The sequence below is a fragment of the Nonomuraea sp. NPDC003707 genome, assembly GCF_053587055.1.
In genome coordinates, this window is record NZ_JBSFNK010000005.1 from 54307 (window position 1) to 70736 (window position 16430).

Annotated in this window: 19 protein-coding genes; 12 read left to right on the plus strand and 7 right to left on the minus strand. The window is 71.4% G+C overall.

Annotation, left to right across the window (positions count from 1 at the left end):
• Positions 1-64 precede the first annotated feature (64 nt).
• On the plus strand, positions 65-1786 hold the full coding sequence (gene ggt / locus ACWDRB_RS14240; protein WP_449893838.1) for a gamma-glutamyltransferase: 1722 nt from the start codon (positions 65-67) through the stop codon (positions 1784-1786).
• On the opposite strand, the gene ACWDRB_RS14245 is transcribed toward ggt, so the two are convergent.
• On the minus strand, positions 1783-2613 hold the full coding sequence (locus ACWDRB_RS14245; protein WP_449893841.1) for an NAD(P)H-binding protein: 831 nt from the start codon (positions 2611-2613) through the stop codon (positions 1783-1785). The genes ggt and ACWDRB_RS14245 overlap by 4 nt on opposite strands.
• Before the next feature lie 86 nt (positions 2614-2699).
• On the opposite strand from ACWDRB_RS14245, the gene ACWDRB_RS14250 reads away from it, so the two are divergent.
• The 5 genes from ACWDRB_RS14250 to ACWDRB_RS14270 all read left to right on the plus strand — a co-directional run bounded on the left by ACWDRB_RS14250 (position 2700) and on the right by ACWDRB_RS14270 (position 6636).
• Positions 2700-3668, plus strand: a complete 969-nt coding sequence (locus ACWDRB_RS14250; RefSeq protein ID WP_449893843.1) for an Lrp/AsnC family transcriptional regulator — start codon at positions 2700-2702, stop codon at positions 3666-3668.
• A 95-nt stretch (positions 3669-3763) separates the two neighbouring features.
• Positions 3764-4003, plus strand: a complete 240-nt coding sequence (locus ACWDRB_RS14255; RefSeq protein WP_449893845.1) for a hypothetical protein — start codon at positions 3764-3766, stop codon at positions 4001-4003.
• Between the two features lie 91 nt (positions 4004-4094).
• Entirely contained in the window at positions 4095-4295 is a 201-nt protein-coding gene (locus ACWDRB_RS14260) for a hypothetical protein (protein ID WP_449893847.1), read from the plus strand.
• A gap of 41 nt (positions 4296-4336) precedes the next feature.
• The gene (locus ACWDRB_RS14265; protein ID WP_449893849.1) at positions 4337-5194 is read left to right on the plus strand and encodes an urease accessory protein UreH domain-containing protein; all 858 of its coding nucleotides are present in this window, start codon (positions 4337-4339) and stop codon (positions 5192-5194) included.
• Positions 5195-5250: 56 nt separating this feature from the next.
• A complete protein-coding gene (locus tag ACWDRB_RS14270) occupies positions 5251-6636 on the plus strand; it encodes a tetratricopeptide repeat protein (protein WP_449893851.1) in 1386 nt (461 codons plus the stop codon).
• Positions 6637-6661: 25 nt separating this feature from the next.
• Here the strand turns inward: ACWDRB_RS14270 and ald are convergent, their stop codons facing one another.
• Complete coding sequence (gene ald / locus ACWDRB_RS14275) at positions 6662-7771, minus strand: alanine dehydrogenase (protein WP_449893853.1); 1110 nt, start codon at positions 7769-7771, stop codon at positions 6662-6664.
• Between the two features lie 64 nt (positions 7772-7835).
• On the minus strand, positions 7836-9218 hold the full coding sequence (locus tag ACWDRB_RS14280) for an aspartate aminotransferase family protein (RefSeq protein WP_449893855.1): 1383 nt from the start codon (positions 9216-9218) through the stop codon (positions 7836-7838).
• Positions 9219-9481: 263 nt separating this feature from the next.
• Here ACWDRB_RS14280 and ACWDRB_RS14285 point away from each other — a divergent pair, with 263 nt between their 5' ends.
• The gene (locus ACWDRB_RS14285; protein WP_397368198.1) at positions 9482-10837 is read left to right on the plus strand and encodes a dipeptidase; all 1356 of its coding nucleotides are present in this window, start codon (positions 9482-9484) and stop codon (positions 10835-10837) included.
• A gap of 60 nt (positions 10838-10897) precedes the next feature.
• On the plus strand, positions 10898-11554 hold the full coding sequence (locus tag ACWDRB_RS14290; RefSeq protein WP_449893858.1) for a hypothetical protein: 657 nt from the start codon (positions 10898-10900) through the stop codon (positions 11552-11554).
• A 60-nt stretch (positions 11555-11614) separates the two neighbouring features.
• On the opposite strand, the gene ACWDRB_RS14295 is transcribed toward ACWDRB_RS14290, so the two are convergent.
• Positions 11615-12154, minus strand: coding sequence for a TetR/AcrR family transcriptional regulator (locus tag ACWDRB_RS14295; RefSeq protein WP_449893860.1), 540 nt, complete (start codon positions 12152-12154; stop codon positions 11615-11617).
• A gap of 87 nt (positions 12155-12241) precedes the next feature.
• Here ACWDRB_RS14295 and ACWDRB_RS14300 point away from each other — a divergent pair, with 87 nt between their 5' ends.
• Positions 12242-12640, plus strand: a complete 399-nt coding sequence (locus ACWDRB_RS14300; RefSeq protein WP_449893862.1) for an ester cyclase — start codon at positions 12242-12244, stop codon at positions 12638-12640.
• Here ACWDRB_RS14300 and ACWDRB_RS14305 read toward each other — a convergent pair.
• Complete coding sequence (locus ACWDRB_RS14305) at positions 12634-12915, minus strand: hypothetical protein (protein WP_449893864.1); 282 nt, start codon at positions 12913-12915, stop codon at positions 12634-12636. The genes ACWDRB_RS14300 and ACWDRB_RS14305 overlap by 7 nt on opposite strands.
• A 14-nt stretch (positions 12916-12929) precedes the next feature.
• Positions 12930-13517, minus strand: a complete 588-nt coding sequence (locus tag ACWDRB_RS14310) for an ArsR/SmtB family transcription factor (RefSeq protein WP_449893867.1) — start codon at positions 13515-13517, stop codon at positions 12930-12932.
• 70 nt (positions 13518-13587) lie between these two features.
• Between ACWDRB_RS14310 and ACWDRB_RS14315 the strand changes: the two genes are divergently transcribed.
• Positions 13588-14238, plus strand: a complete 651-nt coding sequence (locus ACWDRB_RS14315; RefSeq protein ID WP_449893869.1) for an alpha/beta fold hydrolase — start codon at positions 13588-13590, stop codon at positions 14236-14238.
• On the opposite strand, the gene ACWDRB_RS14320 is transcribed toward ACWDRB_RS14315, so the two are convergent.
• The gene (locus tag ACWDRB_RS14320; protein ID WP_449893871.1) at positions 14217-14747 is read right to left on the minus strand and encodes a cysteine dioxygenase; all 531 of its coding nucleotides are present in this window, start codon (positions 14745-14747) and stop codon (positions 14217-14219) included. The two genes, ACWDRB_RS14315 and ACWDRB_RS14320, sit on opposite strands and share 22 nt — an antisense overlap.
• 110 nt (positions 14748-14857) lie before the next feature.
• Between ACWDRB_RS14320 and ACWDRB_RS14325 the strand changes: the two genes are divergently transcribed.
• Entirely contained in the window at positions 14858-15736 is an 879-nt protein-coding gene (locus tag ACWDRB_RS14325) for a LysR family transcriptional regulator (protein WP_449893873.1), read from the plus strand.
• A gap of 4 nt (positions 15737-15740) precedes the next feature.
• A complete protein-coding gene (locus ACWDRB_RS14330) occupies positions 15741-16367 on the plus strand; it encodes a LysE family translocator (protein ID WP_397368210.1) in 627 nt (208 codons plus the stop codon).
• Positions 16368-16430: the final 63 nt, after the last annotated feature.

A 16430-nucleotide genomic window follows, 5' to 3' on the forward strand; every position in this document is an offset into this window, starting at 1 on the left:
CGCATCATCCCAGCGTGTGAGGGGGCCCTACCGCGACGGGCGTACGTGGGCCATCGTAGGGACCATGCGCCGAGTGATCGTCCCCGCAGCAGCAGTCCTCATCACGCTCGTGTCGGCCCCGCCCGCGCTGGCCGGGCCACAGCAGAAGGTCCCGGTCGCGGAGGGGTACGGCGGCGCCGTCGCCACCGTCGACCTCGACGCGAGCAAGGCCGCCATCGCCGTGCTCAGGAGGGGAGGCAACGCCGTCGACGCCGCCGTCGCCGCGGGCGCGGTGCTGGGCGTCACGGAGCCGTACTCCGCGGGCCTGGCCGGCGGCGGCTTCATGGTGTACTACGACGCCAGGCAGCGCAAGGTCTTCACGATCGACGGCCGTGAGACCGCCCCGCAGGCCATGACCTCGACCACGTTAGAAGGCATCCCGTTCGAGGAGGGCGTCACCAGCGGCCTGTCGGCGGGCATTCCCGGCACGGTCGCGAACTGGGACCTGGCCCTCCGCAAGTTCGGCACGATCTCCCTCAAAGAGGCCCTCCAGCCCGCCATCGACGTGGCTTCCAAGGGCTTCGTCGTCGACCAGACCTTCCACCAGCAGACCGCCGACAACGCGGCCCGGTTCAAGGACATCACCTCCACGGCCAAGCTCTACCTCCCCAACGGCGCCCCACCGCCCGTCGGCTCGGTGTTCAGGAACCCCGAGCTGGCGGCCACGTACCGCGAGCTCGGAAAGCGCGGCCCCGGCTGGCTCTACGGCGGCCGGCTCGGCCAGGAGATCGTGGCCACCGTCAAGCAACCGCCGGTCACCCCCGGCAGCACCCGCAACGTCCGGCCGGGCCTGATGGAGCTGTCCGACCTGCGGGCCTACCGCGCGCTCCTGCGCGAGCCCACCAAGATCTCCTACAAGGGCAAGGACGTGTACGGCATGGCGCCCCCGTCCTCCGGCGGCTCGACGGTCGGCGAGGCGCTCAACATCCTTGAGGCCCTTCCTCAGGTGGGCCTGCACGAATACCTGGAGGCGTCCCGGCTGGCCTTCGCCGACCGCGGCAAGTACGTCGGCGACATTCCCGGCGTGCCGCTCAAGGAGCTGCTGTCCGACGGCTTCGCCAAGGAGCGGGCCTGCCTGATCGGCGACCGGGCCACGGCCCACCCGGCCGCCCCCGGCAACCCGGACGGCTCGTACGAGCCCTGCGCCCAGCCCACCGGCACCGCCACCCCGATCGCGGACGAAGGCCCCGAGACCACCCATCTCGTCATCGCCGACCGCTGGGGCAACGTGATCGCCTACAACCTGACCATCGAGTCCACCGGCGGCAACGGCATCGTGGTGCCCGGACGCGGCGTGCTGCTCAACAACGAGCTGACCGACTTCACGTTCGGCCCGGCGCCCGGCGACCCCAACCTGCCCGGCCCCGGCAAGCGCCCCCGCTCGTCGATGTCGCCGACGCTGGTGTTCGAGCACGGCAGGCCGGTCCTGGCGGTCGGGTCGCCGGGCGGCTCGACCATCATCACGACCGTGCTGCAGATCCTGGTCAACCGGTACGAGTTCGGAATGAGCCTGCCGGACGCGCTCGCCGCGCCGCGCGCCACGCAGCGCAACACCGCGCAGACCCAGGCCGAGCAGGCGTTCCTGGACAAGTACCGGACCGAGCTGGAGGCCAAGGGGCACAGCTTCGCGCTCAACCCGGAGATCGGGGCGGCGACGGCGCTGGAGTTCGTCGGCCGGGGCCGGATCCAGGCCGCCGCCGAGCCTGTCCGCCGCGGCGGCGGCAGCGCGCTGGTGGTGGCTCCCTAGAAGTCGCCCACGTGGTCCTTCGCCCATTCGGCGAAGGACCGCGCGGGCCGGCCCGTCACCTCCTCGACCGTGTTCGTCAGGACAGGTGGCGGGCCGTCGAGCATCTGGGCGTAGCCGTCGAGCAGCGCGTCCACGAACGAGTCGGGGAAGGAGTCGTCGGCCAGCAGCCGCTGCCGCTCCTCCTCCCGGCTGAGCTCCTGCCAGCGCAGCGGGCGCCCGAGCGCGTCGCCGAGGATCCGCACCTGCTCGACCTGGGTCAGCACCTGCGGCCCCGTCAGCGCGCAGCGGGCCCCGTCGTGGCCGTCCCTGGTCAGCGCCCGTACGGCCACGGCGGCGATGTCGCGCTCGTGCAGCATCGCCATCGGCAGCGCGCCGAACGCGCCGCGCACCACGTCTCCCGAGCGGATCTGGTCGCGCCACCACAACGCGTTCGCGGCGAACGTGCTGGGCCAGAGCATGGTCCAGGCCAGGCCCGACTGCTCGACGCGCTGTTCGAGCTCGTTGTGCGAAAGGCCGACGGACGAGTCGGGCTGGTCGCGTACCGCGCCCGAGGAGAGCAGGACGACGCGGCGGGCGTGCCGCCTGATCGCGCCGACCACGGCGGGGGCGAGGTCCGCGGTGTGGAAGGGCCAGATGAGGAAGACCGACTCGACGCCGTCCAGGCACCGGTCGATGGTTTCGTGGTCGCCCTTGACCACCTCGACGGCCGCCGGCAGGGCCGCCCAGGAGGGGTCACGGGTCATGGCGCGTACGGGGTGGCCCGCCTCGACGAGCTGGTGGACGACCTGGCGGCCGACGTTTCCGGTGGCTCCTGTGACGAGAATCATGGGTCCAAGGTTGGCCCGCGGGCCGAAGCTGCCCCAATTTTTCACGATATTTCGGTGGCTTTCCTCCAGAGCATTAGCCTGAACGGGTGGAATCCGCCGAACTCGACGGCGTGGACCGCGGTCTGGTGCACGCGCTCCAGCTCGACGGCCGCGCCCCCTTCGCCAGGATCGCCGACGTGCTCGGCGTCTCCGAGCAGACCGTCGCCCGCCGCTACCGCAGGCTCACGGCGGCCGGCGTGATCAGGGTGGTGGGCGGCCTCGACGGCGCGCTCCTCGGCTACACGCCGTGGACCATCCGCGTACGCTGCACGCCCGACGCGGGCACCGCCATCGCCGAGGCCCTGGCCAGGAGGCCCGACACGTACTGGGTGCACCTGCTGTCCGGCGGCACCGAGATCTCGTGCTTCGCCCAGTCGCCCGACACGGTCCTGCTGGAGAAGCTGCCCCGGACCAGCCGCGTCCTGTCCATGACCGCGCATTCGCTCCTGCGCGGCTTCGCCCTGCCCGACGGCTGGCAGGGCCTGGCCTGGCTCACCGCGGAGCAGGCCGACCTGCTGCGCCCCGAGCCGCGTACCGGATCGGACGGCATCGTCCTCCAAGAGGAGGACCACCGCCTCCTGGACGTGCTGGCCAGGGACGGCCGGGCCGGGTACACGGAGCTGGCCAGGGCCACCGGCTGGTCGGAGGCCGCGGCCAAGCGCCGGCTGCGCCGGCTGCGCGGGTCCGGCGCGCTCACCATCCAGCTCGACTACTCCCCCAGGCTGCTCGGCTACCGCGCCGAGGCCCGGCTGTGGATGGCCGTGCGCCCCTCCGAGCTGCTCCACGTGGCCGGGGCCCTCGCGGGCCACCCCGAGATCTCCTTCGCCAGCGTCACCACCGGCCCGACCAACCTCCTCGCCACCGCCATCTGCCGCGACAACGCCGACCTGTACCGCTACCTCACCGAACGGGTGAGCGCCCTGGACGCCGTCCAGACGCTGGAGACCGCCCCCGTCCTCCGGACGGTCAAACGCACCGGCGCACTACCCCCACAGGCGTACGGGCGACCCGCGTGAACACTCCCCCGGGTTGACTCCGAACAGGGCCTGACGTGCGATTCGGCCCGCCCCTCCGACCGGCACGCTGAAAGGCATCACGTCAAGGAGGAGACATGCACAGCTTCTGGCCGATCATCCCGTTCTTCTGGGGCCTGTTCTGGGTCGCCGTCGTCGCGCTGGCCATCACGGCCCGGCACAAGGGCTGGTGGGGGCCGCGCCACGCGCACGTCGCGGCTGCCGCATCGCCCACCGCCGCGGCGGAGCGGATCCTCGCCGAGCGGTACGCCCGCGGCGAGATGAGCGAGGACGAGTACTTCGAGAAGGTGTCCGTTCTCAAGGGCTGGACATCCTAAACATCACTAAGGGTGCAATTACTGTCACTGGCCGCATTCAGGGACCGGCGTTACGGTTCGTGTACCGGATACATCGAGAGCGGGGACAGGTATGCGATCCGTCGCCAAGTTCTGCGGCCAGTGCAGCTGCGGGTGCCCCGAGCTGTTCGTGGACGAAACGGCGCCCGTCGAGCGCCAGGTGGTCATCACCGACGACTTCGGGCAGCGCGTGGAGATGAGCCTCGACCAGTTCGGCTCGATCGTCGAGGCCGCCAAGAGCGGGTCTCTGGACAGTCTGGCGCTCGCCCGCTGAGCGCCGTCACCCTGCTGGCCGGCGGAGTCGCCGCCGGGCTGGTGGCGGGGACGGCCTCGTGCACCGCGGCGCAGGGCAGCCTGCTCATGGGCCTGGTCGATCACTGCCACGGGCGCGATCCCGCGCTGGTCGGCTGGTTCCTGGCGGGGCGGCTGGCCTCGTACACCACGGCCGGAGCGCTGCTCGGGCTGCTCGGCTCGGCCGTCAGCCTCCCGCCCGCGGCCCGCGCGGTGCTGCTCGTCGCGGCCGGGCTCACCGTGATCGTCTTCGCCGTCCGGCTGATGCGGCGCGGTCACTGCGCGGCCAAGCCCGAGGCCGGCGCCCCCTCGCGCTACAAGGCGCCGCTGCTGGGCGCGGCCACCATCCTGGTGCCCTGCGGCGTGACCCTCGGCATGGAGATGATCGCGATCTCCAGCGGCTCCCCGGTGGCGGGGGCGGCGGCCATGGCGGGGTTCGTGCTCGGCACTGCTCCGGCGTTCGCGCTGCTCGGGTACGTGCTGCGGCGCGTCTCGCGCACCCGGCTGGCCCGGCTCGCCGCGGTCGTGGCCGTCGCCGCCGGGCTCTGGACCGTCGGCGCCGGGCTCACCCTGGGCGGCTGGATCGGCGGCACGCCGCCGGCCGCGTCCAGGCCCCTGCCCGCCGCGCCGGGCCCCGGCGAGCAGATCGTGACGGTCTGGGCGACCCGCGAGGGCTACCGGCCGGCCGTCGTGGCGGCCCGCGCCGGAGCGCCGGTCGAGGTGGTGTTCAAGCTGGTCGACCGGGGGTGCACCGGCACGGTCACGATCGGCGGGCGCGACGTCGCGCTGCCGGCCACCGTACGCCTGCCGCCGCAGCCGAAGGGCGCACTGCGGTACGTGTGCGGGATGGGCATGTACACGGGCTTCATCGACTTCTCGTGACGCCATGTCGGCGATTACCGTTCGTGATCACGCGATCACGTGCCACGCTGGTCGCCATGGCCTGGCAAGGAGAGGTCGCGGCGCCGTCCGTACCGGCGCCGCGCGTGGGAGACGAGCCCGAGCTGCTGGCCGCCGCGGGAGCCGGCGACGCGCAGGCCGCGCACCGGCTCGGCAAGCTCTATGCCCAGCACGGCGACCGCTCGGCCGCCAAGCACTGGTGGGAGCGGGCGGCCGAGGGCGGCAACCTGGACAGCGCGTACAACCTGGGCGTCTGGCACGAGATGCACGGCAGCCTGGTGGATGCCGTCAGCTGGTACGAGCTCGCGGCCGGCGCCGGCGACGCCGAGGCGGCGAGCAACCTGGCGACGCTCCTGCTGGAGCAGCGCGGAGACCCCGACAGGGCCCGGCGCTGGTACGAGGTCGCCGCCCACGGCGGCTCCAGCACCGCGGCCCGCAGGCTGGCGCTGATGTGCGAGGACGCCGGCGAGCTGGCGGCGGCCCGCGAGTGGCACCGCACGGCGGCCGCGGAAGGCGACATGGCCTCGGCGCACGACCTGGGCTTCCTGGCCTACGCGACGGGCGACGACGAGGAGACCGTGCGCTGGTGGGAGTACGCGGCCAGGGGCGGACACCCGGACTCGGCGTACTGCATGGGCCTCTACCTGCACGCCAGCCGCGACCCCGAGGGCGCGGAGGCCTACTACCGGCTGGCCGCCAAGAGCGAGCACCCGGGCGCCGCCTCCCAGCTCGGCGAGATCGCGCTGTCCATGGGCGACCTGCGGATCGCCCGCGCCTGGTTCGAGCAGGCCGCCGGCGCCGGGCGCGGCTACGACCAGCGGATGGCCGGGTTCGTCTGCGTCGAGCTGAGGGACTGCGCGGCGGCCAGCCACTGGTTCGGCCGGGCGGCGGCCGGCGGGGACGCCGAGGCGGCCTTCAACTACGGCCTGCTGCTGATCGCCGAGTTCGGCGACCTGGCGGGCGGGCAGCACTGGTTCCGGCAGGCGGCGCGGGCCGGGCACCGCGGGGCCGCCGTCGAGCTGGGCGGGCTGCTGTCGGTGGCCGGGGAGCTGGGCGAGGCCCAGGAATGGCTGTCCGATCCGCCGCCGCCCACGTGGGGGCGGCACGCCGAGCCGGAGCTGGCCGCCAGGGCCGAGCTGGCCGCGGCGGCCACCGGCCGCAGGGGCGGCGCCGCGCTGGACGTGGGCGACCTGACCGAGGTGCTCGGCACGTGGGATCTGGTGACCCGGCCGCTGCACGACCACTCCGACGTGATCGGGTGGCTGGTGGGGCGCAGCGGGCTGCACCCGAGCGCGATCGAGCACCTGGCGTCGGTGCGCGGCACGCTGCTGCGTCCCGGGACCGCGCCGTGGCCGAGCTGCGGCGAGATCGAGTACGTGCTGGCCACGGCCCGTGACCTGCGCAAGCGCCTGGGCGTGCGCTGATCGGCGCACGCCCGGGCGCTCCTCGTCACACCAGTTCGGTCACCGGGGTGAACGGCAGGCCGAGCGCCTCGGCCACCGGCCCGTTGGTGAGCAGGCCGTCATGCGTGTTGAGCCCGCCCGCGAGGCCGGCGTCCGTCCTGAGCGCCTCGCGCCAGCCGAGGTCGGCCAGCTTGACCGCGTACGGGAGGGTCGCGTTCGTCAGGGCGTACGTGGAGGTGTTGGCCACGGAGCCCGGCATGTTGGCCACGCAGTAGAAGACCGACTCGTGCACCTTGTACGTCGGCTCGGCGTGCGTGGTCGGGCGCGAGTCCTCGAAGCAGCCGCCCTGGTCGATGGCGATGTCGACGAGCACGGAGCCCGGCTTCATGCGCGAGACCAGGTCGTTGGAGACCAGCGTCGGGGCCTTGGCGCCGGGGATCAGCACCGCGCCGATGACCAGGTCGGCCTGCAGGACCTCCTGCTCGATCGCGTACGCCGTCGAGACCAGCGTCTTGAGCCGGCCCTGGTAGATGGCGTCGATGAAGCGCAGGCGGTCGATGTTCGTGTCGAGCACGGTGACGTCGGCGCCCATGCCGACGGCGATCTGCGCGGCGTTGAGGCCGGAGACCCCGCCGCCGATCACGACCACCTTGGCCGGGGCCACGCCGGGCACGCCGCCCGGCAGGACGCCGCGGCCGCCGTTGAAGCGCATCAGGTTGTAGGCGCCCACCTGCGGCGCGAGGCGGCCGGCGACCTCGGACATCGGGGCGAGCAGCGGCAGCGCGTTGCCCACCTGGACGGTCTCGTACGCGATGCCGGTCGTCCTGGCCTTCAGCAGCGCGTCCGTGCAGGGACGCGAGGCGGCCAGGTGCAGGTACGTGAAGAGCACGAGGCCCTCACGCAGCCGGTGGTACTCCTCGGCGATGGGCTCCTTGACCTTGAGCACCATGTCCGCCTCGCCCCATACGGCGTCGGCACCGTCGAGGATCTTCGCCCCCGCCGAGAGATATTCCTCGTCCGGGATGTGCGAGCCCAGGCCCGCACCCCGCTGGACCAGGACGTCGTGGCCGTGGCGCACCAGCTCGTGAACTCCGGCGGGCGTGGCGGCGACGCGATATTCGTGGTTCTTGACCTCGGCAGGGACGCCGATCTTCATGGTTGATCCTTTCGCGAAACCGGCACGCCGTCGTACCGGACTGAGGGGTGGTTCTGTCGGGCCTCTACAGACGCGTCCACGCTTCGGTGAGCACGCCACGGAGTATCGACCCGATCTCGGCGAACTCCTCGGGCCCCGCGATCAGCGGGGGCGCCAGCTGGATGACCGGATCGCCGCGGTCGTCGGCGCGGCAGTAGAGGCCCGCGTCGAACAGCGCCTTGGACAGGAAGCCGCGCAGCAGCCGCTCCGACTCGTCGGCGGAGAACGTCTCCTTGGTGGCCTTGTCCTTGACCAGCTCGATGCCCCAGAAGTAGCCCGAGCCGCGCACGTCGCCGACGATCGGCAGGTCGCGCAGGCCGTCGAGGGTCTCCTTGAACAGCGGCTCGTTCCTGGAGACGTGGCCGAGCAGGTCCTCGCGCTCGAAGATGTCGAGGTTGGCCAGCGCCACGGCCGACGAGACCGGGTGGCCGCCGAAGGTGTAGCCGTGGGCGAACATGGCGTCGCCGCCCTTGAACGGCTCGAACAGCCGCTCGTGCGCGATCATGGCGCCGATGGGCGAGTAGCCGCTGGTCATGCCCTTGGCGCAGGTGATGACGTCCGGCACGTAGTCGAACTTCTGGCCGCCGAACATCGTGCCGAGCCGGCCGAAGGCGCAGATGACCTCGTCGGAGACGAGCAGCACGTCGTACTCGTCGCAGATCTCGCGCAGGCGCTGCCAGTAGCCGGGAGGGGGCGGGAAGCAGCCGCCGGCGTTCTGGACGGGCTCGGCGAAGACGGCGGCGACGGTGTCGGGGCCCTCCATCTCGATGGCGCGGGCCACGCGCTCGGCCGCCCAGATGCCGTACTCCTCGGGCGTCATGCCCTTGACGCCGGTGATCTCGTCGGCGCGGTAGTGGTTGGTGTTGGGGACCCGGACCGAGCCGGGCACCAGCGGCTCGAACATCTGCTTGAACGCGGGGATGCCGGTGATCGACAGCGCGCCCTGCGGGGTGCCGTGGTAGGCGATCTGGCGGCTGATGACCTTGTGCTTGAGCGGCTTGCCGATGAGCTTGTAGTACTGCTTGGCCAGCTTCCAGGCGGTCTCGACCGCCTCACCGCCGCCGGTGGTGAAGAAGACGCGGTTGAGCTCGCCGGGCGTGTACGAGGCCAGCCGCTGGGCCAGCTCGGCGGCCTTCGGGTGGGCGTAGGACCACAGCGGGAAGAACGCCAGCTCCTGAGCCTGCTTGGCGGCGGCCTCGGCCAGCTCCTGGCGTCCGTGGCCGACCTGGACCACGAAGAGTCCGGCCAGCCCGTCGAGGTAGCGCTTGCCGTGGATGTCGTAGACGTAGGACCCCTCACCGCGCACGATGGTCGGGATCTCGGACTGCTGATAGGCGCTGTGCCTGGTGAAGTGCAACCACAGGTTGTCCTGCGCGGCCTTCAGGACGTCGTTTTCCGGCTGCGTCATGGTTATCTTCCCTCGTGTCTCAACTCCCCACAGTCTGCATGCTCACCTGGGGATTTGCCAAGCGAATCGGTCGTAGCAATATGCAAGAAAATCGGTATCCGCAGATCGACTATGTAACGGCGACGAAATCCGCATGTAGATTGGCGCGCGGGTCACCAGCGCCGCTTTGGCGTTCTCGCACGTGGAACGTTGTGTGATCCAATGAGACCAACATGTTGAGACCAGCCAGAACCTTCTGATAACGACCCCCGGGGGACCCTTCCGTGACTCCTGACCAGATTGAGAGCGCCGTCGCCGCCGCGATGCCCCAGGCCGTCGAGGAGCTGAGGCGGCTGGCCGCCATACCCTCCGTGGCCTTCCCCGGACATCCGGAGGAGCCGGTCTTCGCCGCCGCCGCGATGACGGAGGAGCTGCTGCGCTCCGTGGGCCTGCCGCGTGTCCAGCAGGTGCCGGTCGAGGGCAGCTTCCCGGCGATCTTCGGCGAGGCCCCCGCGCCGCCCGGCGCGCCCACGGTCCTGCTGTACGCGCACTACGACGTGCAGCCCGCGGGCGACCCGGCCGCGTGGCGCACTCCGCCGTTCGAGCCGACCTTGATCGACGGCAAGCTGTACGGGCGGGGCTGCGCGGACGACAAGTCCGGCATCCTCTCCCACATCACCGCCCTGCGCGCCTTCCAGGGCCGCTTCCCCGTGGGCATCAAGGTCATCATCGAGGGCCAGGAGGAGTACGCGGGCGAGCGCCTGGAGGCGTTCGTCGAGCGCAACCCCGACCTGCTGCGGGCCGACGCCATCGTGGTGGCCGACACCGGCAACCCGCGGGTCGGCGACCCGGCGGTCACGACCTCGCTGCGCGGCATGGCGGCGTTCACCATCGAGGCGCGCACGCTGCGGGAGCCGGTGCACAGCGGCTCGTTCGGCGGCGCGGCCCCCGACGCGCTGGCCGCCCTCATGCGCATGCTGACCTCGTTGCACGACGACAACGGCGACATCCGCGTGCCCGGCCTGCCGCGCGGCACCTTCCTCGGGCAGGGGCCGTCGGAGGAGGAGTTCAGGAAGACGGCCGGCGTCCTCGACGGCGTCTCGCTGGTGGGCTCGGGCTCGCTGGCCGACCGGCTCTGGGCGTCGTACGCGATCACGGTGACGGGCCTGGACGTGCCGACGGTCTCGGGCGCGGTGAACGCGGTCCAGCCCGCCGCGCGGGCCCGCGTGACCGTCCGGGTCCCTCCGGCGGGCGACCCGAAGGCGACGGTGAACGCCGTGGTCGAGTTCCTGCGCAAGGTGGCGCCGTGGGGCGTCCAGGTGTCGTTCACGGACCTGACGGTGGGCTCGGGCTTCCAGGCGGACTCGGGTGGCAAGGCCCGCGCCGCCCTCAACCGGGCCATGGAGCGCGCCTTCGGCCGCCCGCCCAGGGACGTGGGCGCCGGAGGCTCGATCCCCCTGGTCAACACGCTCCTGAAGCAGTTCCCCGCAGCGGAGATCCTGCTGTTCGGGGCGGAGGACGAGGACGCGGCCATCCACGCGCCCAACGAGCGGGTGGACCTTGAGGAGCTACGGCGGGTGGCGACGACGGAGGCCCTGTTCCTCCACGAGCTCAGCCTCCCCACCGCGCTCGGGGTGTGACGACAGGTCGTGCGGGCTCGCCTCGGATGGGGAGCCCGCGCGACCCCTAAGATCCGTTCCATGCGTTCCGCGATCTTAGGCGGCCTCGCCGCCTCTTTCCTGCTGGTCGCCACGGCTCCCGCCGTGGCCGCCGCCCCCGCCAAGCCGCTGACCTCGGATCAGTTGAGCGAGGCCCTGATCACGCCCGGCGATCTGGGCGAGCAGTACACGGAGAACCCGAAGCACATCCGTGAGGCGCTGGACTCCGAGTCGGCGCACACGAAGAAGTGCCGGAGCGCCATCAAGGCGCTGAAGCCCATTCTCACGAGCAAGGCGGCGGCCTTCATCGACGAGGAGGGCAAGCCGTCCGGCGTCAAGCAGTTCCTGATCAGCGGGACTCCCGCGCGGCTGGCCCGCTGGGAGCCCGTGGGCAAGGTCATGGTCCGCGACTGCGCCGGGGTCAAGGCGAACTCCGGCTCCTCCAAGGCCGGCATCACCAAGCTCTCCATCGGCAAGTTCGGCACCTGGACCTACGGGATCAGGCACCGCAAGACGATCCCCGCCCTGAACTCCAAGCCGAGTTTCGCGGCGGACGTCGTGCTCATCGGGACCGGGAACAGCGTCATGCTGCTGGTGAGCGACGGCTTCTTCGGGACGTTCGATCCGGGCCTGAGCAAGCGGGCGGCGAAGGCGGCCATGCGGAAGCTGCAGGACGCCCAGGCGACCGCCGCCAAGTGAAGAAGGATGGTTCCGGCGTGTCGGGGGCGCCGGGTTCAGCCGATCACCGTAGCCGGCCGATCAGCGTGACCAGTCGATCAGCGCCAGGAGGCGGTCGGACTGGGCGCGGTCCGCGGCGGTCAGGGCGATGCCTCTGACCAGGGTCAGCAGGTCGCGTACGTCGAGATCCGCCCGTACGGCGCCGGCCCGCTTGGCCGCGTCCAGCAGGCCCGAGGCCGTGGCGAGCATGGACGCGTGCCACTGCGCCACCAGCGCGGTGGCGCCGCTGTCGCCGGTGACCGCCAGGGCCAGGTCGCGCTTGGAGGCGATGTGGTCCATGAAGAGCCGCAGCCATTCGTGCAGCGCCTGCGCCGGCGACCCGGCGGCCGACAGGGTCTGGCCGCGGGCGCACAGCTGGGCGACCTCGTCCGCGTAGACGGCGACCAGCAGATCCGTACGGGTGGGGAAATGTCGGTACATGGTGGCGTTGCCGACCCCGGCCCGGCGGGCCACGTCGTCGAGCGGCGCGTCGGTGCCGCGTTCGGCGAAGACCTGCGCGGCCGCGGCCAGCAGCCGGTCGTAGTTGCGCTGCGCATCCGCCCGGCGAGGACGCGATTCCATCCGTCTCCTTGCTAAGTGGGGAACTCCCCATCTAGTCTAGTCACGCCAACTAAACGGGGAGTTCCCCACTTAATGCGGGAGGCAGGCATGGGAGCGACGGCCGGTGAGGTGCATCAGCGCATCGTCGAGCTCTACGGGGCCGGGCGGATCGACGAGGGGCTGGCGCTCGTCGACCCCGGCGTGATCGACCACCGAGGCGGCTCGGACGGCGACCACCACGGGCTGGCGGCGTGGAGGGAGAAGTGGGAACGGGCCCTGTCCGGCGGGACGGGCTTTCATGACATGTCCGTCACGGTGGAGCAGAACATCTCCACCGATGACCTGTCGACCAACGTCTACCTCAGCCGCGGCACGCACACCGCCTCGGGGCGTCGCTACGAAGTGCGAGGAATGGACATGATCCGCGTCCGTGACGGCAGGATCGTCGAGCACTGGGCCATCAGGGACTCCGTGGCCATGCGCCACCAACTCGGCCCGGATCAGTGATACCGGTGCACCAGCCGCAGGCCCGCCTCCACCAGCACCCAGCCCAGGCGCACCTCCACGGCGCGGACCACCGAACCGCCCGGGCGACGGCGCTCCACGCCGGGCCGCAGCTCACCCACCTGAGCTCGCCGCCGCATGTCGGCCCCCAGCTCACCCACCCGGGCTCGCCGTCGCATGGCGGCCCTCAGTTCGCCCGCGCGGGCGTGCCGCCGCGCGTCGGACCGCAGCTCACGGGCTCGCGCCCGCTCCACGAACAGATACACTTCCGGATACATCACACCCTCCTCGGTCAGGTCCGGAACGGGAAGCCGTACGTGTGCACGGCCACGTTCTCGCGACCCTCGACGTCGCCCGCCTCGCGAGCGTCCTTCCCGTGCGCCCGCCACTTCCTGACAACCTCGTTGATCTCGTCGCCCAACCGGCGCAGTTCCTCGGCGGTCAGCGGGAGCAGGAACTCGGAGCTGTAGGCCGCGTTGCGCCACTCGCCGGGCCAGGCCGACTGGGTGTCGAGGAAGCTCTCGTACATCTCGTTCTGCTGGCGGGCGTGCATCCGCGACACCGCAGCGTGGACGGCGGCGCGCTCCGGCGCGTCGCGGAAGTCCTCGTCCCGGGTGCTGATGCCGGCGTCGGCCGACTGCCACCAGCGCTCGCGCGCGTCGCCGCCGCGGGCCTGCGCCTCCTCGATGAGGCCGTGCGTGGCCAGCTTGCGCAGGTGGTAGCTGACCAGCGAGACGGCCTCGTCGACCTGGTCGGCGAGCTGGGAGGCGGTCGCGGCGCCCGTCACCCTGAGCGCGCGGTAGAGCTTCATGCGCAGTGGATGCCCCAACGCCTTGAGCGTGTCGAGGTCCTTGATCCGACGACTCTCCTCGGTGGCCATGGAACCACCATAGAAGCGAAAGAAAATTTGCGCAAATAAATTTTCGTATCGAGGGGTTAGGGTGACGGGCATGGCGACGTTCGCACTGATCCACGGGGGCGGCGGGTCCGCGTGGGACTGGCATCTGCTGGAGCCCGAGCTGCGCGAGCGCGGGCACGACACCGTGGCGGTGAGCCTGCCGGTCGAGGACGAGTCCGCCGGCCTGCTCGACCACGCCGACGCGGTGGTGGAGGCGGTCGGGTGCCGGCGCGACCTGGTCGTCGTGGCGCACTCGTGGGGCGGCTTCGTCGGGCCGCTCGTCTGCGCCCGCACGCCGGCCGACCTTCTGGTGCTGGTCACGGCCATGATCCCGGCCCCCGGCGAGCCGCCGTCCGACTGGTGGGGCAACACGGGGTTCGGCTCGAAGGACATGTCCGACCCGATCGGCCTGTTCCTGCACGACGTGCCCGAAGACGTGGCCGAGGAGCTGCTGACCAGGTCACGGGACCACGCGGACAAGGCCATGGGAGAGCCGTGGCCGCTCGACGCGTGGCCCGACGTGCCGACGAGATTCCTGCTGTGCCGGGACGACCGGTTCTTCACGCCCGATTTCATGCGCGGGGTCGTACGCGACCGGCTCGGCATCACGCCCGACGAGATCGACGGCAGCCACGCCCCCATGCTGGCCCGGCCGAAGGAGCTGGCCGACCGCCTGGAGAGTTACCTCACCGGCAGGTCATAGACGCGGCGCACGCTGCTGCCGAGCCGGGCCACGTTCGCCCCGTACACGTGGATCGACAGCCCCACCTCGTCGCTGGTGTTGCGGACCTCGTGGATGTCGCCGGGCGGCGCGAACCCGCTCACCTCGCCGGGCCGGTTGTCGACCCGCCCGATCTCGACCAGATGATCGCCCATGTCGCGGTAGAGGGTCTCGTGCTCGATCCCGCTGACGATGCCGAACGCGCACCACGACACGTGGTCGTGGATCTGCGTCTCCTGGCCGGGACGCCACACGACGCTCACGATGGAGAAGTCCTCCTCGCAGTGGAGCGGGCGGGACACGTAGCCGTCGGGCGAGCCCTCGCGTTCGCGCGGTGTGAGGATGTCGAGCCCGGGAAGCCGGCCGCGCAACAGGTCCGCGACGGCGAACGCGGTCTCGGCGCGCCCGAGCCGCCGCGCCACGATCTCGGAGACCCCGGTCACGAGCGCGTCCAGGCCGGGCCGCGCGGCGGTGGTGGCGGCCATATTCATGGTGTCCCCCTAGGGAAAGCAGACAATCTTCCTTCCCCTTCTACGGTGCTACACCGCAACCGATAGGTCCAACAGAAGTTATCTGGCCCATTCATAGATACGATCGATGAATGCTGGATGTCGTGCGCCTTCGCGTTCTCGTCGCGGTCGCCCGTAAGGGCTCGCTGACCGCCGCCGCCAAGGAGCTCCACTACTCGCAGCCCTCGGTCAGCCACCACCTGGCCCGGCTGGAGGCGGAGACCGGGGCCCGGCTCGTCCAGCGCGTCGGGCGCGGCGTCAGGCTCACGGAGGCGGGCCGGCTGCTCGCCGAGCGGGCCGCCGAGATCATCGGCCGTCTCGACGCCACCGCCGAGGAGCTCGCCGCGCACGTGGGGCTGCGTTCGGGCCGTGTACGGCTGGCCGCGTTCCCCTCGGCGCTGGGCACGTTCATCCCGAAGGCCGCGGGACTGCTGTCGGCCGCTCATCCAGGGCTGCGCCTGCAGCTCACCGAGATCGAGCCGCCGGAGGCGCTCAGGCTGCTGCGGTCCGGGCGGGTGGACGTGGCCGTGATCTTCCGGTACGACGACACCGCGCCCGAGGACGACGACATCCGCATGATCCACCTCCTCGACGACCCCAGCTACCTGGTGGCCAGGGGTCCGGCGGGCGGACTGGCCGACCACGCGGACTCGGCCTGGATCGCGGGATGCGACCGGTGCAGGAGCCACTTGCTGGACATCTGCGAGAAGGCGGGATTCACCCCGCAGATCTCGTTCACCAGCGACGACATCGTGGCCGTGCAGGCCCTGGTGGCGGCCGGGCTGGGCCTGACCATGCTGCCGGGGCTGGCGCTGCGGGCCCACCGCAACCCGGACGTGCAGGTGGCCGAGGTGCCCGGCTCGACCCGGCACGTGTACGCCGCCGTCTACGGCGAGCCGCCCCACCCACCGGCCACGGAGGCGCTGCTGGCGGCGCTGCGGGAAAGTCTTTTGACGCCGCCTCTACGATGACCCCATGCCGGAAATTTCGACTCTCGCGCTCTTCTGCGTGGCCACTCTCACCCTGCTCGTGGTCCCCGGACCGGCGGTCCTCTACATCGTCACCCGGAGCGTCTCCCAGGGCCGTGCCGCGGGCGTCATCTCGGTGCTCGGCGTGCACACGGGCTCGCTCGTCCACATCGCGGCCGCGGCGCTGGGCCTCAGCGCGCTGCTGGCGGCCTCGGCCACGGCGTTCACCATTGTGAAGTACGTGGGCGTGGCCTACCTGCTCTACCTCGGCGTACGCAAACTGATGCAGCGCGAAGAGGGCGAGCAGGTGCTGGAGCTGCAGGTGCAGTCGAAGCGGCGGCTGTTCTGGGAGGGCTTCGTGGTGAACGTCCTCAACCCCAAGACGGCCATCTTCTTCGTGACGTTCCTGCCGCTGTTCACCCACCCGGACGTGGGGCCCGTCGGCCCGCAGATCCTGCTGTTCGGGGCGCTCTGGCTGGTGCTGGGGATGGCGTCCGACGGCGCGTACGCGATGCTCTCATCGGCACTGGCGGGCCGGCTGCGCGGGTCCGCCCGTGCGCGCCGCCGCCTGAACGTGAGCAGCGGGCTGGTCTACCTCGGGCTGGCGGCCTGGCTCACAACCGAGAAGGCCTGACAAGCCAGGAAATTTCTGGCTCATAGTGCGATAGTGAGATCAGATCAGGGGGACGGCACGTCG